General features: G+C 72.3%; 14 protein-coding genes. 10 read left to right on the top strand and 4 right to left on the bottom strand.

Going from position 1 to position 18,035, the window contains the following annotated elements:
* Window positions 1-37: 37 nt before the first annotated feature.
* Entirely contained in the window at window positions 38-1,168 is a 1,131-nt protein-coding gene (gcvT, locus tag GA0070618_RS18780; protein WP_088982799.1) for a glycine cleavage system aminomethyltransferase GcvT, read from the bottom strand.
* Window positions 1,169-1,326: 158 nt separating this feature from the next.
* Here gcvT and GA0070618_RS18775 point away from each other — a divergent pair, with 158 nt between their 5' ends.
* Window positions 1,327-2,895 (top strand): leucyl aminopeptidase, encoded by a 1,569-nt coding sequence (locus tag GA0070618_RS18775; protein ID WP_088982798.1) that lies wholly within the window; start codon window positions 1,327-1,329, stop codon window positions 2,893-2,895.
* A 171-nt stretch (window positions 2,896-3,066) separates the two neighbouring features.
* Here GA0070618_RS18775 and GA0070618_RS18770 read toward each other — a convergent pair whose 3' ends face one another.
* A complete protein-coding gene (locus GA0070618_RS18770; protein WP_088982797.1) occupies window positions 3,067-3,402 on the bottom strand; it encodes a hypothetical protein in 336 nt (111 codons plus the stop codon).
* Between the two features lie 122 nt (window positions 3,403-3,524).
* On the opposite strand from GA0070618_RS18770, the gene lpdA reads away from it, so the two are divergent.
* The 4 genes from lpdA (at window position 3,525) to GA0070618_RS18750 (ending at window position 8,530) form a co-directional block, all read left to right on the top strand.
* Window positions 3,525-4,970: a dihydrolipoyl dehydrogenase gene (gene lpdA, locus GA0070618_RS18765; protein WP_172900399.1), complete on the top strand. Its 1,446-nt coding sequence runs from the start codon at window positions 3,525-3,527 to the stop codon at window positions 4,968-4,970.
* A gap of 74 nt (window positions 4,971-5,044) precedes the next feature.
* Window positions 5,045-6,892, top strand: coding sequence for a 2-oxoglutarate dehydrogenase, E2 component, dihydrolipoamide succinyltransferase (gene sucB, locus GA0070618_RS18760; RefSeq protein WP_088982795.1), 1,848 nt, complete (start codon window positions 5,045-5,047; stop codon window positions 6,890-6,892).
* A 263-nt stretch (window positions 6,893-7,155) separates the two neighbouring features.
* A complete protein-coding gene (locus GA0070618_RS18755) occupies window positions 7,156-7,500 on the top strand; it encodes an antibiotic biosynthesis monooxygenase family protein (RefSeq protein WP_088982794.1) in 345 nt (114 codons plus the stop codon).
* A 112-nt stretch (window positions 7,501-7,612) separates the two neighbouring features.
* A complete protein-coding gene (locus tag GA0070618_RS18750; RefSeq protein WP_088982793.1) occupies window positions 7,613-8,530 on the top strand; it encodes a TIGR01777 family oxidoreductase in 918 nt (305 codons plus the stop codon).
* Window positions 8,531-8,782: 252 nt separating this feature from the next.
* Here the strand turns inward: GA0070618_RS18750 and GA0070618_RS18745 are convergent, their stop codons facing one another.
* Window positions 8,783-9,991 carry an extracellular catalytic domain type 1 short-chain-length polyhydroxyalkanoate depolymerase gene (locus GA0070618_RS18745; RefSeq protein ID WP_088982792.1) on the bottom strand — a complete coding sequence of 403 codons (1,209 nt, stop codon included), beginning with the start codon at window positions 9,989-9,991 and terminating at the stop codon, window positions 8,783-8,785.
* Window positions 9,992-10,170: 179 nt separating this feature from the next.
* On the opposite strand from GA0070618_RS18745, the gene GA0070618_RS18740 reads away from it, so the two are divergent.
* Both GA0070618_RS18740 and lipB read left to right on the top strand, forming a co-directional pair.
* Window positions 10,171-11,997: a glycosyltransferase family protein gene (locus GA0070618_RS18740; protein WP_088982791.1), complete on the top strand. Its 1,827-nt coding sequence runs from the start codon at window positions 10,171-10,173 to the stop codon at window positions 11,995-11,997.
* A gap of 140 nt (window positions 11,998-12,137) precedes the next feature.
* Window positions 12,138-12,776, top strand: a complete 639-nt coding sequence (gene lipB, locus GA0070618_RS18735) for a lipoyl(octanoyl) transferase LipB (protein WP_088982790.1) — start codon at window positions 12,138-12,140, stop codon at window positions 12,774-12,776.
* Window positions 12,777-12,916: 140 nt separating this feature from the next.
* Here lipB and aspS read toward each other — a convergent pair whose 3' ends face one another.
* The gene (aspS, locus tag GA0070618_RS18730; RefSeq protein ID WP_088982789.1) at window positions 12,917-14,203 is read right to left on the bottom strand and encodes an aspartate--tRNA(Asn) ligase; all 1,287 of its coding nucleotides are present in this window, start codon (window positions 14,201-14,203) and stop codon (window positions 12,917-12,919) included.
* 426 nt (window positions 14,204-14,629) lie between these two features.
* On the opposite strand from aspS, the gene lipA reads away from it, so the two are divergent.
* The 3 genes from lipA (at window position 14,630) to GA0070618_RS18715 (ending at window position 18,006) form a co-directional block, all read left to right on the top strand.
* Window positions 14,630-15,616 (top strand): lipoyl synthase, encoded by a 987-nt coding sequence (lipA, locus tag GA0070618_RS18725; RefSeq protein ID WP_088982788.1) that lies wholly within the window; start codon window positions 14,630-14,632, stop codon window positions 15,614-15,616.
* Window positions 15,617-15,764: 148 nt separating this feature from the next.
* Window positions 15,765-17,252: an NAD(P)/FAD-dependent oxidoreductase gene (locus GA0070618_RS18720; protein ID WP_088982787.1), complete on the top strand. Its 1,488-nt coding sequence runs from the start codon at window positions 15,765-15,767 to the stop codon at window positions 17,250-17,252.
* 64 nt (window positions 17,253-17,316) lie between these two features.
* Window positions 17,317-18,006, top strand: coding sequence for a DUF4191 domain-containing protein (locus tag GA0070618_RS18715; RefSeq protein WP_088982786.1), 690 nt, complete (start codon window positions 17,317-17,319; stop codon window positions 18,004-18,006).
* The last annotated feature ends 29 nt before the right edge of the window (window positions 18,007-18,035 follow it).

The raw sequence follows: 18,035 nt of genomic DNA, 5'->3' as shown, positions 1-18,035 counted from the left end.
CTTTGATGTCGGCGAATTCCTCGCCAATCAACCGGCGCTAGCGGACCGAAGGGTCGACGAAGGGGGGCCGAGTGACACGCATCCGGGCGCGGCGGCCCCGGACGTCGATCTCCACCTCGTCGCCGTCGGCCAGGTTCACCGCCGTGTCGAGCAGGGCCAGGGCGATGCCCTGCTTGAGGGTGGGCGAGAAGGTTCCGCTGGTGACCGTGCCGACCGTGGCGTCGCCGACGTGCGCGGCCATGCCGGCACGGGGGATCGCCCGGTCGACCGCCACCAGACCCCGCAGGGTACGACGGGGGCCGGCGGCCTTCTCGGCCAGCAACGCGTCCCGCCCCCAGAAGGCCGGCTTGGTCCAGCCGACCGCCCAGCCGCACCGCGCCTGCACCGGGGTGATGTCCAGCGACAGGTCCTGCCCGTGCAGGGGGTACCCCATCTCGGTGCGCAGGGTGTCCCGGGCGGCCAGGCCGCAGGCGCGCAGCCCGAACTCCGTCCCGGCGGCGAACAGGGCGTCCCAGACGGCGACCGCGTGCGCGGCGGGCACCACCAGTTCGTAGCCGAGCTCGCCGGTGTAGCCGGTACGGCAGACCGTCAGCTCCACCCCGTCGAGCGTGGCGGTGGAGAAGCTCATGTAGTCGTGCCCGGTGGGCAGGCCGAGGGCGTCCAGCAGTTCCGCCGACCGTGGGCCCTGCACGGCCAGCACGGCGTACGCCTCGTGCTCGTCGGTGACCGTGACCGACGGCGGTGCGGCGGCGCGCAGCCGGCGCGTCACCTCGGCGGTGTTCGCGGCGTTCGGGATGAGGAAGACGTGCTCGTCGTCGTGCAGGTAGGCGATGATGTCGTCGACCACGCCGCCGGTCGCGTCGTCGCAGCACAGGGTGTACTGCGCCCGGCCGGGGCCGATCCGGTCCAGGTCGTTGCTGAGGCAGGAGTTGACGAACCCGGCCGCGCCGGGGCCGGTCACCCGCACCTTGCCGAGGTGCGACACGTCGAAGACCCCGACGGCCTCCCGGACCGCGGTGTGCTCCTTGAGCACGCCGCCGCCGGCGTACTCCAGGGGCATCTCCCAGCCCCCGAAGGGGGCGAACTTCGCGCCCGCGGCGGTGTGCCGCTCGTGCAGCGGGGAACGACGCGGCTGGGTCGCGGTCACGTCGGAGGTCACGTCGGTCATGGTGGCAACTTACCGGGGACCGCGCCGCTGGTTAGCATCGGCGGGACTCGCCCGATCAACGGGCGGGACAGCCCTGTCCCCGGCGGGTAGGTTGCCCCCGGAGACCCCCACCGCCGGACGCAACCCGCGACCGGCCCGGCCCGCCCGGAGTAGCTTCAGTGACATCGCCCAGCACCACCCTGAGCCTGGTCGACACCGACCCCGCCGAGCTTGCCGTCGACGCGATCGTGATCGGTGTGCACAGTCAGACCGGCGAGGACGCCACCAGCGGCCCCGCCGGTTCCCTGCTCCTCGGCAGCGGCGCGGAGAGCATCGCCGCCGCCTTCGACGGCAAGCTGACCGAGACGCTGGCGCTGCTCGGCGCGACCGGCGCTCCCGGCGAGGTGATCAAGCTCGCCACGCTGGGCACGATCACCGCGCCGCTCGTCGCCGCGGTCGGGCTGGGTCCGGAGCCGACCGGTGCCGCCCCGGCGCCGGAGACGCTGCGCCGGGCCGCCGGATCGGTGGTCCGGGCGCTGGCCGGCGCCGCCCGGGTGGCGCTGAGCCTGCCGTTGCCGGACGACGCGGACGCCCCGGCGGCGCTGCGCGCGGTCGCCGAGGGCGCGCTGCTGGGCGGCTACCGGTTCGCCGGCTACAAGACCAAGCCGCAGCCGACCCGGCGGGACCCGGTGGCCGAGGTGCTGGTGTCGGTGCCGGACGCCGCGGACGCCACCGCGCAGGCGGAGATCGTCCGCGCGACCACCGTGGCGGGCGCGGTCCGGCTCAGCCGGGACTGGGTGAACACCGCCCCCAACGACAAGCGTCCGCCGGCCTTCGCCGACACGGTGGCCGAGGCCGCCCGGGCGGCCGGGCTGACCGTCGAGGTGCTCGACGAGACGGCCCTGGCCGAGGGGGGCTACGGCGGCATCATCGCGGTCGGACAGGGCTCGGAGGCCCCGCCGCGCCTGGTCAAGATCACGTACACCCCGGAGGGCGGGGCGACCGGCAAGCGGATCGCGCTGGTCGGCAAGGGCATCACCTTCGACACCGGCGGCATCTCCATCAAGCCGTCGCAGGGCATGTGGGAGATGAAGTCCGACATGGGCGGCGCGGCGGCGGTCGCGGCGACCATGCTGGCCGTCGCGGCGCTGAAGCCGTCGGTGGCGGTGAACGCGTACGTGCCGATCGCGGAGAACATGCCGTCGGGTACGGCGTACCGGCCGGGCGATGTGATCACCATGTTCAACGGCAAGCGGGTCGAGGTGCTCAACACCGACGCCGAGGGCCGGATGGTCCTGGGCGACGCGATGGCGCGGGCCTGCGCCGACGGCTGCGACTACCTCTTCGAGACCTCCACGCTGACCGGCGGGCAGGTCATCTCGCTGGGCAAGCGGGTCGCCGGGGTGATGGGCACGCCGGAACTCTGCGAGCGGGTGCGGACGGTCGGCGACGCGGTCGGCGAGCCGGCCTGGCCGATGCCGCTGCCGGACGACGTGCGCAAGGGCATGGACTCCGAGGTGGCCGACATCTCGCAGGTCAACGCCGGGATGGACCGCGCCGGGCACATGCTCCAGGGTGGCACGTTCCTGCGTGAGTTCGTCACCGACGACGTGGCCTGGGCGCACATCGACATCGCCGGTCCGAGCTACCACTCGGGCGAGCCGACCGGCTACTGGACCAAGGGCGGCACCGGCGTGCCGGTCCGGACCCTCGTCCAGCTCGTCGAGGACATCGCCACCGAGGGCTGAGGTGGTAGCAGGGGTCCCCTGTTACCGCTTTTCGAGTAACAGGGGACCCCTGCAAACACCCGGGGCACCGCCCCGCACACGGCACCGCCCACACACCCGGGGCAACGCCCCGCACATGGCACCGCCCGGCGCGGCCGGAGCGCCGCCGGGCCGGGCCGGCACGACTCCGCCTCAGTACAGCTCGGGACGGCGCTTACGGCGCTCGTTGAAGTCGCGCATCCGTTGCGGGTACCCGACCAGGCGCACGTCGTAGATCGGGATGGCGAGCCGGTGGGCGAAGCGGCGGGCGTTCTCCGGTGAGTCGATACGGCGGCGGGTCCACTCCCCGTCGTCGGCGATCAGCATCACCGTGGTCTCGGTGACGGTGGTCTGCGGTTCGATGAACGCCTCGACCCCGCGTCTGGTCCGTACGAAGTTCTCCAGGTGTTCGAGGTCGGCGCGACTGGCCGCGCGCCCCGGACCCGAGTCACCACCGCTGGGCTTGCGTCGTCGTCGGAACAGGGCCACCGGCCATCCCCTCCACCCGCCGTCTCGAGAAGGCTTCCGCCAAGCGTACGTGTCCTCGACGTGTCGTTGAGCACCTCAGTACGCGCCCTGCGAGGGCAGGTGACAAGATGACCGAGGCGAGTATGCCCTTTTCCTGGCATGACCCTCGTAGCAGCGACGCGACCTGGGAGTTGAGTGTGAGCGAGCCGAACGACGCGACCTTCGACGTTGTCATCCTCGGAGGAGGCAGCGGCGGCTATGCGGCGGCGCTGCGCGCCGCCCAGCTGGACCTCAAGGTCGCCCTGATCGAGAAGGGCAAGCTCGGCGGGACCTGCCTGCACAACGGCTGCATCCCGACCAAGGCCCTGCTGCACGCGGCGGAGATCGCCGACAGCACCCGCGAGTCGGAGCAGTTCGGCGTCAAGGCCGAGCTGGTCGGCATCGACATCGCCGGCGTCAACTCGTACAAGGACGGTGTGGTCGCCCGCCTGTACAAGGGTCTCCAGGGCCTGGTCGGCGGCTCCAAGAACATCACCTTCGTGTCCGGCGCCGGCCGGCTGGTCGGGCCGAACGTCGTCGAGGTCGACGGCAAGCGGTACACCGGCCGCAACGTCGTGCTGGCCACCGGCTCGTACGCCCGTAGCCTGCCCGGCCTGGAGGTCGACGGCGAGCGGGTGATCACCAGCGACCACGCGCTGACCCTGGACCGGGTGCCCGCGTCGGCGATCGTGCTCGGCGGCGGCGTGATCGGCGTCGAGTTCGCCAGCGTCTGGAAGTCCTTCGGGGTGGACGTGACGATCATCGAGGCGCTGCCCCGACTGGTCGCCGCCGAGGACGAGGAGTCGTCGAAGGCGCTGGAGCGGGCGTTCCGCAAGCGGAAGATCAACTTCAAGGTCGGCAAGCCCTTCGAGAAGGTCGAGAAGACCGAGAAGGGCGTCAAGGTCACCATCGCCGGTGGCGAGACCGTCGAGGCCGAGCTGCTGCTCGTCGCCGTCGGCCGCGGCCCGGTGACCGCCGACCTCGGGTACGAGGAGCAGGGCGTCAAGATCGACCGCGGGTACGTGCTGACCGACGAGCGGCTGCGCACCGGTGTGCCGAACGTCTACGCCGTCGGCGACATCGTCCCCGGTCTCCAGCTCGCGCACCGCGGCTTCCAGCAGGGCATCTTCGTCGCCGAGGAGATCGCCGGCCGGAACCCCACCGTGATCGACGAGGCGGGCATCCCCCGGGTCACCTACTGCGACCCGGAGCTGGCCTCGGTCGGTCTCACCGAGGCCAAGGCCAAGGAGCAGTACGGGGCTGACAAGATCAAGACTTACAACTACAACCTGGGTGGCAACGGCAAGAGCCAGATCCTCAAGACCACGGGCTTCGTCAAGCTGGTCCGGGTCGAGGACGGACCGGTGGTCGGCGTGCACATGGTCGGCGCCCGGGTCGGTGAGCTGATCGGCGAGGCGCAGCTCATCTACAACTGGGAGGCCTACCCGGCCGAGGTGGCGCAGCTCGTGCACGCCCACCCGACCCAGAACGAGGCCCTCGGCGAGGCGCACCTCGCCCTGGCGGGCAAGCCGCTGCACGCACACGCCTGACCACACCCACATCCGCGACGTCCGGCGGCAAGCGGGCGAGGATCCGTACCCAGGCTACGAAGGAGTCTTGAAAGATGCCGGTATCGGTCACCATGCCCCGGCTCGGCGAAAGCGTCACCGAGGGCACCGTCACGCGCTGGCTCAAGCAGGAGGGCGACACGGTCGAGGTCGACGAGCCGCTGCTCGAGGTCTCGACCGACAAGGTCGACACCGAGATCCCGTCCCCGGCGGCGGGCGTGCTGAGCCGGATCGTGGTGGGCGAGGACGAGACCGCCGAGGTCGGTAGCGAACTCGCCGTCATCGCCGGTGAGGGCGAGCAGGCCGGCGGCGGCGCGGGCGCGCCGCAGGAGGAGCAGGAGGCCCCGGCGGAGAAGGCCGAGCCGACCGCCGCGGCCGAGGGCACCGGCCCCGAGCCCGAGCAGCCCAAGGAGCAGGAGCAGCCGAAGGCCGAGGCCGCCCCGGCGCCGTCGGGCGAGGGCACCCCGGTGAAGATGCCCGCGCTCGGCGAGAGCGTCACCGAGGGTACGGTCACCCGCTGGCTGAAGCAGGTCGGGGACAGCATCGAGGTCGACGAGCCGCTGCTGGAGGTCTCGACCGACAAGGTCGACACCGAGATCCCGTCGCCGGTCGCCGGCACCCTGCTGGAGATCAAGGTTCCCGAGGACGAGACCGCCGAGGTCGGTGCCACCCTGGCGGTGGTCGGCGCGGCCGGTGCCGCCCCGGCCGAGGCCAAGCCCGAGCCGAAGCCCGAGCCCGAGGCCAAGCCGGAACCGAAGGCCGAGGCCAAGCCAGAACCGAAGCCGGAGCCGAAGGCCGCGCCGGCCGTCCAGGAGCCGACTCCGGGCCTGTCCTACAACGAGCCGTCCGCCGAGGCCGAGAAGGCGGCGCAGCCCGCCAAGGCCGAGCAGCAGGCGACCCCGGCCGCCCCGACGGCCGCCCCGCAGCGTCCGTCCGCCCCGGCGCAGGGCGGCGGCGAGGAGGCCGCCGGTTACGTGACCCCGCTGGTACGCAAGCTGGCTGCCGAGCACGGCGTCGACCTCTCCTCGATCAGCGGCACCGGTGTCGGTGGCCGGATCCGCAAGCAGGACGTGCTGGACGCGGCGGAGAAGGCCAAGGCGGCCAAGGCCGCTCCGGCGCCCGCCGCCCCGGCGCAGGCTCCGGCCGCCCCGGCCCAGCCGAAGGCGCAGCCGAGCGCCAAGCGCGGCACCACCGAGAAGATGCCCCGGATCCGCGCGGTCATCGCCAAGCGGATGCAGGAGTCGCTGCACGAGATGGCGCAGCTCACCACCGTGGTCGAGGTGGACGTCACCAAGGTCGCCAAGCTGCGGGCCCGGGCCAAGGACGCATTCCTGGCGCGGCACGGCGTAAAGCTGTCCTTCCTGCCGTTCTTCGCGCTGGCGGCGGTCGAGGCGCTCCAGGCGTACCCGGTGGTCAACGCCAGCATGGACCTCGACGCCGGCACGATCACCTACCCGAAGTCCGAGAACCTGGGCATCGCGGTGGACACCGAGCGGGGCCTGATGGTGCCGGTCGTGCACGACGCCGGTGACCTCAACCTGGGCGGTCTGGCCAAGCGCATCGCCGACCTGGCCGAGCGCACCCGGACCAACAAGATCAGCCCGGACGAGATCGCCGGGGCGACCTTCACCCTCACCAACACCGGCAGCCGGGGTGCCCTCTTCGACACCCCGATCGTGCCGTCGCCGCAGTCGGCGATGCTCGGCACCGGTGCGGTCGTCAAGCGTCCGGTCGTGGTGAACGACCCGGAGCTCGGCGAGGTGGTCGCCGTCCGGTCGATGGTCTACCTGGCCCTCTCCTACGACCACCGGCTGATCGACGGCGCCGACGCGGCCCGTTTCCTGGTCGCGGTCAAGGAGCGCCTGGAGGCCGGCAACTTCGAGGCGGAGCTCGGCCTGTCCTGACCCTGTCCCCGAAGGGGCGTCCCGGTCACCGGGGCGCCCCTTCGGCGTCTTCTCCGACCGCCGATCGTGGTGGCTGATGGCCGCTCCCGGGGCCGTCCACCACCACGATCCACGCTCGAGAAGGGCTGGAGGGGCGAGCGGACGCAGAGGTGGCGCGAACGGGGGTCCACTAGGGTGATCGTCAGCGTCGCGGTGCACCCGGCAAGGAGACCCTGCGGGGTCTCCCCCTTCCGACCGACACCTCCGGCTGACGAGGACGAACGATGTCGACCACCCCGCAGACCGTGATCAGCACCGACGCCGACCTGGTCACGTTGATCAACATGTTCACCGTGGCGCCCGGGCGACAGGCCGAACTGGTCGAGGCCCTCGACCGGACCACCCGGGCCTTCTTCGCCACCGTGCCGGGATTCCGGTCCGCCAACGTCCACGCCAGCCACGACGGCACCCGCGTGGTCAACTACGCGCAGTGGGACAGCGCCGCGCACTTCCAGGCGATGCTCCGGATGCCCGAGGCCCGTCCGCACCTGGCCGAGATCGGCGCGCTCGTCGAGCAGAGCGACCCCAAGTTGTACGAGGTCCGCAGCACCCACCACGGCGCACCCTGACCGCGCCCCACCACTGCCCGCCGGTCGTTGGTCGCCGGCACCGGGGACGTCGGCAGGGGTGGGATGATCAGGGTGACCGCACCCCCGGCCTCGTTCCGGGTGAAGATTGGGCATGCGGATCCTCATGGCCGGCGCCTCCGGCTTTCTCGGCACCCGACTGGCCGCCCGGCTCGCCGACGCCGGGCACGAGATCGTCCGGCTGGTCCGCCGCCCACCACACGGCCCCGACGAGGTGCGGTGGAATCCGGGGACCGCGCAGCTCGACCCGGCGGTGGTCGCCGGGGTCGACGCGGTGGTCAACCTGGCCGGCGCGGGCGTCGGCGACAAGCGGTGGAACGACGCGTACCGGGCGCTGATCCGGTCGAGCCGGGTGGAGACCACCAGCACGCTCGCCATCACCATGGCCGGGCTGCCCGCCGAGGATCGTCCGACGGTGCTGCTGAACGCCTCGGCGATCGGCTGGTACGGCAACACCGGCGACCGGGTCGTGGAGGAGGACGCCCCGGCCGGCGAGGGGTTCCTCGCCGACGTCGCCCGCGTCTGGGAGGCGGCGACCCGCCCGGCCGAGGACGCCGGGGTGCGGGTGGTGCGGCTGCGCACCGGCCTGCCGCTGCACCGCGACGGCGGGCTGCTCAAGCCGCAGCTCCTTCCGTTCCGGCTGGGCGTCGGCGGGAAGCTCGGCAACGGCCGGCAGTGGGTGCCGTGGATCTCGATGGTCGACTGGCTCGACGCGGTGGTCTTCCTGCTCGACCGGACCGACGTGGCCGGCCCGGTGAACGTCGTCGGCCCGAACCCGGTCCGGAACGCGGAGTTCACCCGGGAGTTGGCCCGGCAACTGCACCGGCCGGCGGTCATGCCGATCCCGGCCCTGGCGTTGAAGGTCGCGCTGGGCGGTTTCGCCCAGGAGGCCCTGACCAGCACCCGGGTCCTGCCCGGGGTGCTGACCCGGGCGGGCCGCCCCTACCGTTCCGGCTTCTCCTTCCGGCACCCGGACCTGCCGGGCGCCCTGCACGCCGCCCTGCACGGGTAGCCGCTCCACACGCCGGGCTCCCGGCCTCGCTCGTCGCCTCGGTTGGGCACGCCCGCGCGCCCGGGTTTGTTGGTTGCAGGGGACCCCTCCTCGGCAAAAAGCGGTAGGAAGGGTCCCCTGCAACCACCTCAGCCCTGCGCAACCACCCCGGCCGCCGGCAACCACCTCAGCCCCGTGCAACCGCCTCGGCCGTCGGCGATCACCTCGGGTGGCGGCGACCACCTCGGGTGGCGGCGACCACCTTCGGGCGGCTCAGCAGCCGACGACCCAGTAGTTCGGGGCGGTCTGCTTGAGGGTGGCGTTGCTGAACGTGTTGTAGAGGCCCATCCGCTGTCCGGAGCCGGTCGCGTAGGCGTACCCGGCGGAGTGGTAGGCCCGCCCGGCGGTGACGTGGGCGTAGTTGCTGGCGGTCACGCAGGTCGGCGCGGCGGTGGGCGTCGGGGTGGGGCCGGCGGTCGCGGTCGGGCTTGGGGCCGGGCCGCCGGAGCCGTTCAGGCCGAAGTAGAGCGCGTCCCGGTACGCCGAGCAGATGGTGTCCAGGAAGTACGCGGCTGCGGTGCCGCACTGCTCGGCGCCGCTGCCCGGGTCGATCGGGGTGCCGTGGCCCATGCCGGAGACACGGTAGACGCGTACCTGGTCGTTGCCGTAGGTCTCGAGGGTGGTGCCGGCGGGCAGGTTGGTGGTGCTGCCCGGGGTCTGGGAGAGGCCGGCCACGTTGGTCCACTGGTCGCGGGACTCGGTGGCGTTGGCCGTGGCCACGGTGTAGTCGGCGGTGCCGTGCCAGATGGCGACCTTCGGCCGGGCGCCGGTGTAGCCGGGGTGGGCGTTACGGACCAGGTCGCCCCACTGGGCGGGGGTCTTGTTGACGCCGGGGTTCATGCAGGAGAACGCGTTGATCATGCTGGTGGCGCAGCGGTACGGCACGCCGGCCACGATCGAGCCGCCGGCGAAGACGTCCGGGTACGCGGCGAGCATGGTGGCGGCCATCGCGCCGCCGGCGGAGAGGCCACTGACGTACACCCGGTTGGCGGCGGTGCCGTAGTTGGCCTTCGCGTGGTCCACCATCTGCTTGACGGAGAGCGCCTCGCCCTGGCCCCGGGCGGTGTCACCGGTCTCGAACCAGTTGAAGCAGGAGGACGAGTTGTTGGCGGACTTCTGCTCGGCCAGGATCAGTGTGAACCGCCACTGGTCGGCGAACTTGCGCCAGCCCGAGTTGGTGAAGTAGCCGGTGGCGTTCTGCGCGCAGCCGTGCAGCAGCACCACGGCGGGGGCGTTGGCGGGCAGGCCGTCCGGTCGGTAGGCGTACATGGCGAGGTTGCCGGGGTTGGAACCGAAGCCGGTGACCGGGGTCAGGCTGGCGGCCTGTGCGGGCGCGGCGGCCACGGCGGCGGCCGTGACGGCGAGGACGGCTCCGGCCAGCGCGGCGGCCAGCCGGGTGAGGACGGACGGGGGTCGACGCACGGCGGCCTCCAGGGTGTGAACTGAGTCACTTGAATTGCCGCGACGTTACGCCGGGATGACGAAGGTGTGACATGGCGACCGTTAACACATTCACGATTGCCAAAGTGTGGACGTACGCGGGCTCCCGGAGGTTCCGTGTCCGGCCGGTCTGTCCTCACACGGTTGGTAACGTCCGCTCCGTGCCGACTTCCCCGTCCCTGCTCACCGGGCCGCCCGCGCCGTCGTCCGCCCCGACCCGGAATCGCCGGGCAGACCTGGTGATGGTGCTGGTCGCGCTCGCCCTGGCGGTCTGGGTGACCAGCGGGCTCTGGCGGGACCCGAACGGGCGGGCGATCACCGTCAACTCCAGCGACCAGGCCCTCTTCGAGTGGCTGCTGGCCTTCGGCGCGCACGCGCTCACCCACGGCGACAACCCGCTCTTCACGTACCTGCTCAACGTCCCGGACGGGGTCAACCTCGCGGTCAACACCTCGATCACCGTGTACGCGGCGGTGTTCGCGCCACTGACGTATCTGATCGGCCCGCCCGCGACGTTCCTGGTGATCCTCACCCTCAACCTGGCCGCCACCGCGCTGGCCTGGTACTGGCTGCTCTCCCGGCACCTGGTCCGCGCCCCGCTCGCCGCCGGTGTCGGGGCGCTGGTGATCGCCTTCTCCCCCGGCATGGTGTCGCACGCCAACGCCCACCTGAACTGGTCCGCCGGGTGGCTGGTGCCGCTCCTGGTCTGGCGGCTGTTCGCGTTCCGGGAGCCGGGGCGCTGGCTGCGCAACGGGGTGATCTTCGGGGTGCTGGTCGCGGTCGCCTTCTCGATCGCGGCCGAGGGGCTGTTCTTCACCGCCCTCGCCCTCGTCGTGTTCCTGGCCGTCTGGGCGGCGCACCCGGCGAACCGGGCCACGGTACGCGCCGCGCTGCCGGACTTCCTGCGCGGCACCGCGGTCACCGCCGTGGTCGCGGGGGTGCTGCTGGCGTACCCGCTCTGGCTGCACTTCGCCGGGCCGCAGCGGTTCCACGGCACCGGGTTCGACCCGGTGGTCCACTCCGAGGACATGGCGGCCTACCTGGCGTACCCTCGCCGCTCCGTGGCGGGCGAGGCCGGCCTCGGCACCTCGCTGGCTCCGAACCCGACCGAGGAGAACTCGTTCTTCGGTGTCCCGCTGCTGCTGCTCGCCGTGGCCTGCTTCGTCTTCCTCTGGCGGCACGCCGTCGCCACCCGCCGGGCCACCCTCCTCGCGCTCGGGGTGACCGCCGTGGTGTTCACCGTGCTCTCCTGGGGGCCGCAGGCCGTCGTCGACGGCGAACGGACCGGGTTCCCCCTGCCGTTCGAGTGGCTGGGCCGGCTTCCGGTGATCAACGCGGCACTGCCGGCCCGGCTGGCGCTGGTGGTCGCACCGGTGATCGGGCTGCTGCTGGCGTACACCGTCGACCAGCTCCGCGCCGATCCGCCCCGGCGCCGGTCGGCCGGGCTGGCCTGGGCGGTCGGGTACGCGCTGGCGCTGGTGCCGCTGCTGCCCACCCCGCTGCTGACCATCGCCCGGGAGCCGATCCCGGAGTTCGTCACCTCGGGCACGTGGCGCGAGCACGTCTCCCCCGGCGGGGTGCTGACCCCGATCCCGTTGACCGTGGACGTCACCCCGGACGGGCAGCGCTGGCAGGCGTACGCCCTCGCCCACCGGCAGGGTGAGTTCGCCCTGCCGGCCGGCTTCTTCCTCGGCCCCGGCGGGCCGGACGGACGGGGCCGGATCGGGCCGGTGCCGCGCACCTTCGACTCGCTGATGGACCAGGCCGGACGGACCGGACGGGTGCCGATCATCACCGAGGGGACCCGCGAGCTGGTCCGCGACGACCTGCGGCACTGGCGGGTCGAGGTGGTCGTCCTCGCCGACCGGGTGCACGGCGCGAAGTACGACCTCGACGAGGAGGCGCTGCGGCAGGCGGCCACCGATCTGCTCGGCCCCCCGCAGCGGGTCCGCGACGTCTGGCTCTGGAAGGTACCGCCGGCCGCCTGAACCCGGCCCGGGTTCCTGGACCGGCGGTGTGCGCGGGATGCCGGCCGGTGGTGAGCCGGCTCACCGGGATCGACCGGTCCGGCCGGTGGTGAGCCGGCTCACCGGGGTCGACGGGCCCGGCCGGTACTACGCTGGACGGCGTGACCACGACGACGTCCGGCCTGACCACGGTCCACGCCGGCCTCCTCGACTACCAGGCCGCCTGGGACGAGCAGCGCCGGCTGCACGAGGCGGTGGTGGCTGGCGAAAGCCCCGACACCGTGCTGCTGCTGGAGCACCCGAGCGTCTACACCGCCGGCAAGCGCACCGAGCCGTGGGACCGCCCGATGGACGGGACCCCGGTGATCGACGTGGACCGGGGCGGCAAGATCACCTGGCACGGGCCGGGGCAGCTCGTCGGCTACCCGATCGTGCGGCTGCCCGACCCGGTGGACGTGGTCGCCTACGTCCGCCGGACCGAGCAGTTCCTGATCGACGTCTGCGCCGAGTTGGGACTGGCCGCCGACCGGGTCGAGGGACGCAGCGGGGTGTGGGTGCCGGCCGACGACCGGGGCCCGGCCCGCAAGGTCGCCGCGATCGGCCTCCGGGTCTCCCGGGGCGTCACCCAGCACGGCTTCTCGATCAACTGCGACTGCGACCTGACGCACTTCGACCGGATCGTGCCCTGCGGCATCCGGGACGCGGGCGTCACCTCGCTCAGCGCGGAGCTGGGCCGGCCGGTCACCGTGGCCGACGCGCTCCCGGTGGTCGAGCGGCACCTGGGCACCCTGCTCGCCTGACCCGTCACCCCCCGTCGTCGCGCGCTGCTGCCGGGCCGCGCTGCGGCTCAGGTGTTTGCAGGGGACCCTTCCTCGGCAAAATCCGGTAACAAGGGTCCCCTGCTACCACCCCGACCCCAGCCCGGGCGGCGCTCACCGTCTCACGGGGTGAGGCGGTGCAGGTCGCGGGGGAACGCGGTGACCTCACGGACGTTGGCCGCCCCGACCAGGCGGGCGACCAGGCGTTCCAGGCCGATGGCGAAGCCGCCGTGCGGGGTCATGCCGTGCCGGAACGCCGCGACGTAGTCCGCGTACGGCTCGACCGGCTCGCCCCGGGCGGCCAGCGCCGCCAGGTAGTCGGCGTGCCGGTGCAGCCGCTGCCCGCCGGTGACCAGTTCCACGCCCCGGAACAGCAGGTCGAAGCCGTTGGAGTAGCCGGGGCGCGCCGGGTCGGGGTGGGTGTAGAAGGGGCGTTTCGTCATCGGGTACCCGGTGACGAAGAGGAAGTCGGAACCGTGCTCGGATCGGGCCCACTCCCCCAGGGCCCGCTCGTGCGCCGGGGCGAGGTCCGGCTCGTCGGCCGGGGCGCCCGCGATCGTCAGCGCCTCGGTGAAGTGCACGGCGGGGATCTCCGCCGGCACCTCCGGGACGCCCACGTCGAGCAGCGCCAACGCCGGCCCGGCCCGGTCGGCGACGGTGTCGAGGAGCCCGGCGAGGGTGTCCCGGAGCACGGCCATGACGTCCCGGTGGTCGGTGACGAAGCCCAACTCGGCGTCGAGCGAGGTGTACTGCGCCAGGTGGCGGGCGGTGTCGTGCGGCTCGGCCCGGAACACCGGCCCGACCTCGTAGACGCGTTCCAGGACGCCGACCAGGAGCTGCTTGTAGAACTGGGGCGACTGGGCCAGGTACGCCGGCCGGCCGAAGTAGTCCAGGGCGAAGACGTTCGCCCCGCTCTCGGTCGACGAGCCGACGATCTTCGGGGTGTGGACCTCCACGAAGCCCCGGGCGTCCAGGGCGGCCCGGAACCCGGCGACGGCCGCCGCCGAGACGCGCAGCGCCGCCGACCGGCGTGGGTGACGCAGCGCCACCGGCGCGTGGTCGAGCTGCGTCGGCAGGCTCGCGGTCAGGGTCGGCCGGAACAGGTCGAACCCCGGCGGTACGGCCGGCGGCCCGAGCAGGCGTACCGCCGGGTCGGTCAGTTCGACCCCGGCGGGCGCGGCCGGGTTCGCGGTGACCGTGCCGACCACCTCGACGACGGTCTCCTCGGTCAACGCCTCGACGGCCGCGCGGGCGGCCGGGTCAGTGACCACCACCTGGGCCGTTCCGGTGGCGTCGCGGACGATCAGGAAGGCCACCGACTTGAGCAGCCGGCGGCGGTGGGTCCAGCCGGCGATCCGGACGGTCGTGCCGACATGGGTGGGAAGTTCGGCGGAAAGGATGCGTTGCACGCTGGTTACCTCCTCGACAAATCGCAACGCGATCCCCAGGGAGGTGTGGGCGAGCGGGAACCTCGCGGTGCCACCACACCTTCGCCCCCGCTGTGGGCGGGAGCCTCGTTCGTCGCCTTTTCACCGGGGCCAGCCGGGCGGGGTCTACTGGGCGCGGGTCGTCCCGCCGCCGTTCTTCCCGCAGCTCGGGAGGGTCTTCACGCGCCGCCGCCAGACCGCCTCGCAGCACTTCGGCGGCTCTCTGCACTGACGTCGTCGGCGCGCTACTCGGCTCCGTCGTCGCTCGTGGGGCACGCTACCGCCACACTGTCGGCACGAACAGGCGTTTTACGGCAGTAGCCGGGTGAGTGGGCTCACGTGTCCGGCAGCGTGACCCCGGTCGCCCGAAGTGCATCGACAGGAGCCAGCGGGCGTAGGCTCGGTCGCGTGACCATCGAGCAGTCCGCGCCGACCACCGCCCAGGCTCCGCGCTCCGCCACCGTCGCCCCGGAAGGGCGGCGCCTCCTGCGGATCGAGGCACGCAACGCGGAGACGCCGATCGAACGCAAGCCACCGTGGATCAAGGTCAAGGCCAAGATGGGGCCGGAGTACACGTCGCTGCGGGGACTGGTCTCCCGGGAGGGGCTGCACACCGTCTGCCAGGAGGCCGGCTGCCCCAACATCTACGAGTGCTGGGAGGACCGGGAGGCGACCTTCCTCATCGGCGGTGACCAGTGCACCCGACGCTGCGACTTCTGTCAGATCGACACCGGCAAGCCGGCCGAGTTCGACGCCGACGAACCGCGCCGGGTCGCCGAGTCGGTGGCCACGATGGGGCTGCGGTACGCCACCATCACCGGCGTCGCCCGGGACGACCTGCCTGACGGCGGCGCGTGGCTCTACGCCGAGACGGTCCGGCAGATCCACGCCCTCCAGGCCGGCTGCGGCGTCGAGCTGCTGATCCCGGACTTCAACGCGGTGCCCGACCAGCTCGCCGAGGTCTTCGGTTCCGGGCCGGAGGTGCTCGCGCACAACGTCGAGACGGTGCCCCGGATCTTCAAGCGGATCCGCCCGGCGTTCCGCTACGAGCGCTCCCTGGACGTGATCCGGCAGGCGCGTGCCGCCGGCCTGGTCACCAAGAGCAACCTGATCCTCGGCATGGGCGAGGAGCGCGCCGAGGTCTCCCAGGCGCTGCGCGACCTGCACGAGGCGGGCTGCGAGCTGATCACCATCACGCAGTACCTCCGTCCCACGCCGCGCCACCACCCGGTCGAGCGCTGGGTCAAGCCGGAGGAGTTCGTCGAGCTGCGCGCGGAAGCCGAGGAGATCGGGTTCGCCGGGGTGATGAGCGGGCCGCTGGTGCGCTCGTCGTACCGGGCCGGCCGCCTCTACCGGCAGGCTCTCGACGCGCGCGCGGCCAGCCCGGTCGGCTGACCCCGCCCCGGGCCCGCCACGTCACCGTGTCGGGACGGACACGCACCGCGACGGCGTGCTAGATTCCGCGCGTCCCGCCCACGGCCATGCCGTCCCACCCTTCGATTTGACGGTTGCCGCCGCACGTCGAAGGTGATGAATTTATCTCATGGCCACGCCACACACCGTCGTCATCGGAGCCGGCCCCGCCGGTCTCACCGCCGCCTACGAGCTGACCCGGCGCAACGCGCCGGTGGAGGTCTTCGAGGCCGACGACGTGGTGGGCGGCATCAGCCGCACCGTCGAGCGCGACGGCTGGCGGTTCGACATCGGCGGGCACCGGTTCTTCACCAAGGTGCCCCGGGTCGAGGAGTTCTGGCACGAGATCCTGCCGGAGAGCGACTTCCTGCTCCGGCCCCGGATGAGCCGGATCCACTACCGGGGCCGGCTCTTCGACTACCCGCTGCGCGCCGGCAACGCCCTGGGCAACCTGGGAGTGGTCGAGGCGGTGCGCTGCGTCGGGTCGTACGTCTGGACCCGGGTGCGACCGCCGAAGGACCAGAGCCACTTCGAGGGATGGGTCTCCGCCCGTTTCGGCACCCGGCTGTACCGGATGTTCTTCAAGACGTACACCGAGAAGGTCTGGGGGATGCCGGCCACCGAGTTGCAGGCCGACTGGGCTGCCCAGCGCATCCGGAACCTCTCGCTGGCCGGCGCGGTGCGCAACGCGCTGCTGCCGAAGCGCAACCAGAAGGACATCACGAGCCTGATCGAGGAGTTCCAGTACCCGAAGTACGGGCCCGGGATGATGTGGGAGCGCTGCGCCGAGCTGGTCGCCAAGGCCGGCGGGACGGTCACCCTGAACACCTGGGCCCGGACGGTGCACCGGGCCGACGGACGCGCGGTCGCGGTGACCGTCGCCGACCCGGAGGGGCAGCGCCGGATCGAGGTCGACCACGTCGTCTCCAGCATGCCGATCTCCGAGCTGGTCCGGACGATGGACCCACCGGCCCCCGCGCACGTCCGGGCCGCCGCCGACGCGCTGCGCCACCGGGACTTCCTCACCGTCGCCCTGGTGGTGCCGGCGGACGCCGGTTTCCCGGACAACTGGATCTACGTACACACCCCGGGGGTACGGGTCGGCCGGATCCAGAACTTCGGTTCCTGGTCGCCGTACCTGGTGCAGGACGGGACGACCTGCCTGGGCCTGGAGTACTTCGTCAACGAGGGCGACGACCTGTGGACCTCGCCCGACGAGGATCTCGTCGCACTCGGCACCGCCGAGCTGGAGCGACTCGGTCTGGTTACGCCGGGCGCGGTCCGCACCGGGTACGTGGTCCGGATGCCGAAGGCGTACCCGGTCTACGACGAGGGGTACGAGCAGGCCGTCGACACCATCCGCCGCTGGCTGGCCGAGGCGGTGCCGAACGTGCACCCGGTCGGACGCAACGGCATGCACCGCTACAACAACCAGGACCACTCCATGCTCACCGCGATGCTCACCGCGGAGAACATCCTCGACGACGCCGGACACGACATCTGGGCGGTCAACGTCGAGGAGGAATACCACGAGGAGAAGGCGACCGACGGGCACGGCAACGGCCAGCACGGCACCGGACGGGCCGCGCCGGTCCTCCCCCGCCGCGCCGTCGACTGAGCCGTACGGGGCGGGCTGCCGGCCGTGGTGATCGGCCCGTACGGCGACCACTACACTTTGCGCCATGGCGAAGCCCCAGGAGAAGGTCTCGTTCGGCCAGCGGCTGAAGCAGATCGGGATGGTGTTCAAGTTCACCGCCAAGCAGGACCAGTGGTTCGCCCCGCTGGTCGCCGGCGCGGTGCTGATCCCGCTCGCGCTGACCGTGGTCGCGGTGATCCTCTGGGGCTGGCTCTGGCTGCCGCTGGGCATCCTGTTCACCCTGCTCGCCGTGCTGATCGTGCTGAACCTGCGGTCCAACCGGGCGATGATGAACGCCGCCGAGGGGCAGCCCGGCGCGGCGGCCTCGATCATGGAGAACATGCGCGGTGACTGGCGGGTCACCCCGGCGGTCAGCTCCACCACCCAGATGGACATGGTGCACCTGGTCATCGGCCGTCCGGGCGTGATCCTGCTCGCCGAGGGCAACCCGCAGCGGGTGCGCGGCCTGCTCGGCCAGGAGAAGCGCCGGCTGGCCAAGGTGATCGGCACCGCCCCGCTCTACGACTACATGATCGGCACCGAGGAGGGCGAGCTGCCGATCCGCAAGCTGCGCATGACGCTGATGCGGCTGCCCCGCAACCTCAGCGGCAAGGACGTCAACGCGCTGGACAAGCGACTCAAGGCGCTCACCGCCCGTCCGCAGCTGCCGAAGGGTGCCATCCCGAAGAACATGCGCCCGAGCAAGGGCCAGTTCCGCCAGACGCGGGGGCGTTGAGCCCCCTCGGCCCGATCCATCGACGGCGC

The sequence above is a fragment of the Micromonospora echinospora genome (assembly GCF_900091495.1).
GTDB classification, from domain to species: Bacteria; Actinomycetota; Actinomycetes; order Mycobacteriales; family Micromonosporaceae; genus Micromonospora; species Micromonospora echinospora.
Note: the sequence above shows the minus strand (reverse complement) of the source record. Positions and strands in the feature narration are given on the sequence as shown.